Annotated in this window: 3 protein-coding genes; all 3 read left to right on the forward strand. The window is 35.6% G+C overall.

The window, feature by feature from the left end; genetic code table 11:
- The first annotated feature begins 232 nt into the window (after window positions 1–232).
- The gene (locus KCG35_RS24750; protein WP_215822524.1) at window positions 233–610 is read left to right on the forward strand and encodes a hypothetical protein; all 378 of its coding nucleotides are present in this window, start codon (window positions 233–235) and stop codon (window positions 608–610) included.
- A gap of 117 nt (window positions 611–727) precedes the next feature.
- Window positions 728–1,090: a hypothetical protein gene (locus tag KCG35_RS24755; RefSeq protein ID WP_215822525.1), complete on the forward strand. Its 363-nt coding sequence runs from the start codon at window positions 728–730 to the stop codon at window positions 1,088–1,090.
- A gap of 134 nt (window positions 1,091–1,224) precedes the next feature.
- Window positions 1,225–2,112, forward strand: a complete 888-nt coding sequence (locus KCG35_RS24760) for a HEPN domain-containing protein (RefSeq protein ID WP_215822526.1) — start codon at window positions 1,225–1,227, stop codon at window positions 2,110–2,112.
- Window positions 2,113–2,235: the final 123 nt, after the last annotated feature.

A 2,235-nucleotide genomic window follows, 5' to 3' on the forward strand; every position in this document is an offset into this window, starting at 1 on the left:
ACCGTTAAAAATCCCATCTTGTAACAGATCGTAGCCTTATAATGATTACCAGCTAACAGTCGTATTTTACTAGAAGTCTAAGCAGTCAGGCTCTGATAGGGTTGTTGGTATGAGTGAGATTTAATATTATATCTGGGTTTTGTACGGTAGTGCTTCATAATGTTTTTGTCATAGTGAAGTATATTAATAGTTGGTTTAATACTACTCAATAATTGCATAAGGAAAAGGCAATATGAAAGCTTTATCCATTGTCGCATTAGTTTTCAGTGCGCTATCAATTTTTATTCCTGTTGGAGGTGTGTTTATTGCTATGCTTTGTAGCTTAATGGCAATAATAGCGTTTCGATCGCAACCGACGCTATCAGGGGTTACCTTTGGTATTAATATAATCAATACAGCTTTTCTTAGCCCTAGTATCATGATTAGTGACGCGGCGTCCTCTGGAGCCCTAGACCTTGGAACAACTACTACCAGTGCTCCAACTGAGGCTGGCTCAATATATTGGTTTTACGTTGGCTTTCATGTTGTGCTGTTCATTGCTGCAATTGTTTGGCGTCTGACACGTGGCGCACCTAAACAAAATATTGAACAATCAGCCCCACAAACTTAATCGGGTAAACACTGACAGCCCACTTAAATGGTTTTATAAAATGGTTGATAATCCTGCTTATCATGAATGGATAACAGTGGTTGTTAGCCATCTTAAGATCAGTACAAGGAGAGAGTAATGAGCAGAATTCTGTCACTTATATTAATCATAATGTTCCCTCTAGTAAGTATTGCTGCTAGGTCAATAATCCATCCGTTAGATTTTAAGGGATCTGAAGAAGAAAAAGTTGAAGTTATAAACCAGATTAAAGAGAGTGTTAAACAAACATATAGTCAAATTGGGATGGCAGATGCTTTGACACTTAGAATGATGGAAAAAGAAGAACTAAAAGCTTTTAAACAGTTAACCAAGATTAAAAATAGGAAGCTACTTGATCAAGTTATGCAGCAATATTGCAGTATAGATATGTGCAACTACAATACAATTCTTATGATGTACAACGAGCAAAATCAAGCATCAAAAGAAGAGTTAAGCTGGTAAAAAAATAAGTAACTAGGCTATTGAGGGGGCTATTGGTTTAAGTGAGACTAAATTGCTGTTGATGTTGTATATCAATATTGGGTAATGTTTTTTTATAGAGACATTTATTAATAGTTGGAAATTAGAAGAAACCAATGGATACAGAAGCAATTCCGTCAATAACAATAGATTCCACAGATGTTCTTCTTAGTGACTTAAAAGGAATGTCTCGAGATGAACAAATTGAGACTATGCGCACATGGTTTTTTGAACGTTATGAAGACCCTGTAGAAAGAACACCGTTTGAGTCAGCGGAAGGTGGTTATATCTATATTTGGGGTGGTCCATATGATGCGTATGATGAGCTATCTATATTTAGTGACTATGTCCCAGATGATGTAATTAAAGAATTGGCACATGATTTATCAATGGATTGTCCTGAGTGGACGAGTGCGGAAAAGCCTAGCGATTACGAAGATGATTATCTTGAATTAATCTTAGCTGATAACGAGTACTTCAAATCATTCAACGACAGCATAGCACATATTAATGAGATATTAGCAGCAAATGTTGGTGGTGCAGCACAGGCGCATCTTTTTGGTTTGTTGTACGTCAGTGTGATAACTGCTGTAGAGACATACTTATCGGATGCATTTATAAATACAGTACTTAACGATGATAGTCATATTCGTACCTTTGTTGAAAAGACTCCGGAGTTTACCAAGAAAACATTTAATTTATCAGAAGTATTTTCCAAATATGAAGGAATAAAGGATGAGGTAAAAGAATATTTGCTTTCTCAGCTATGGCACAACATAAAGAAAATCAAACCAATGTATAAAACAACACTAAATGTAAACTTTCCACCAAATCTAGGGGAAATATTTAAAGCGATTAATATTCGGCATGATCTTGTTCACAGAAATGGAAAAAGTAAAGATGATAAACAAATTGAAATTACAAAAGAAATAATAGACGCGTTAATCTCGAATGTTTCTTATTTAATTAATCATATCAATGAGCAGTTAAATGCTAATGGATAGGAAGCTGATTTCTAATCAGGTAAAAGCAGGTATATAGCCAACCATTCTTGTAACAGATCGTAGCCTTGTGACGTCCATTCCTTAGCCCCTCATGGCTTTCGCCTACAATAGTGACCAGTTATT

Source organism: Zooshikella harenae, from assembly GCF_018837975.1.
Taxonomy (GTDB): domain Bacteria; phylum Pseudomonadota; class Gammaproteobacteria; order Pseudomonadales; family Zooshikellaceae; genus Zooshikella; species Zooshikella harenae.

Excerpts from the sequence above, each read along its gene's own strand:
- KCG35_RS24750 (WP_215822524.1), top strand. The coding sequence starts at position 233 with ATGAAAGCTTTATCCATTGTCGCATTAGTTTTCAGTGCGCTATCAATT.
- KCG35_RS24755 (WP_215822525.1), top strand. The coding sequence starts at position 728 with ATGAGCAGAATTCTGTCACTTATATTAATCATAATGTTCCCTCTAGTA.
- KCG35_RS24760 (WP_215822526.1), top strand. The coding sequence starts at position 1,225 with ATGGATACAGAAGCAATTCCGTCAATAACAATAGATTCCACAGATGTT.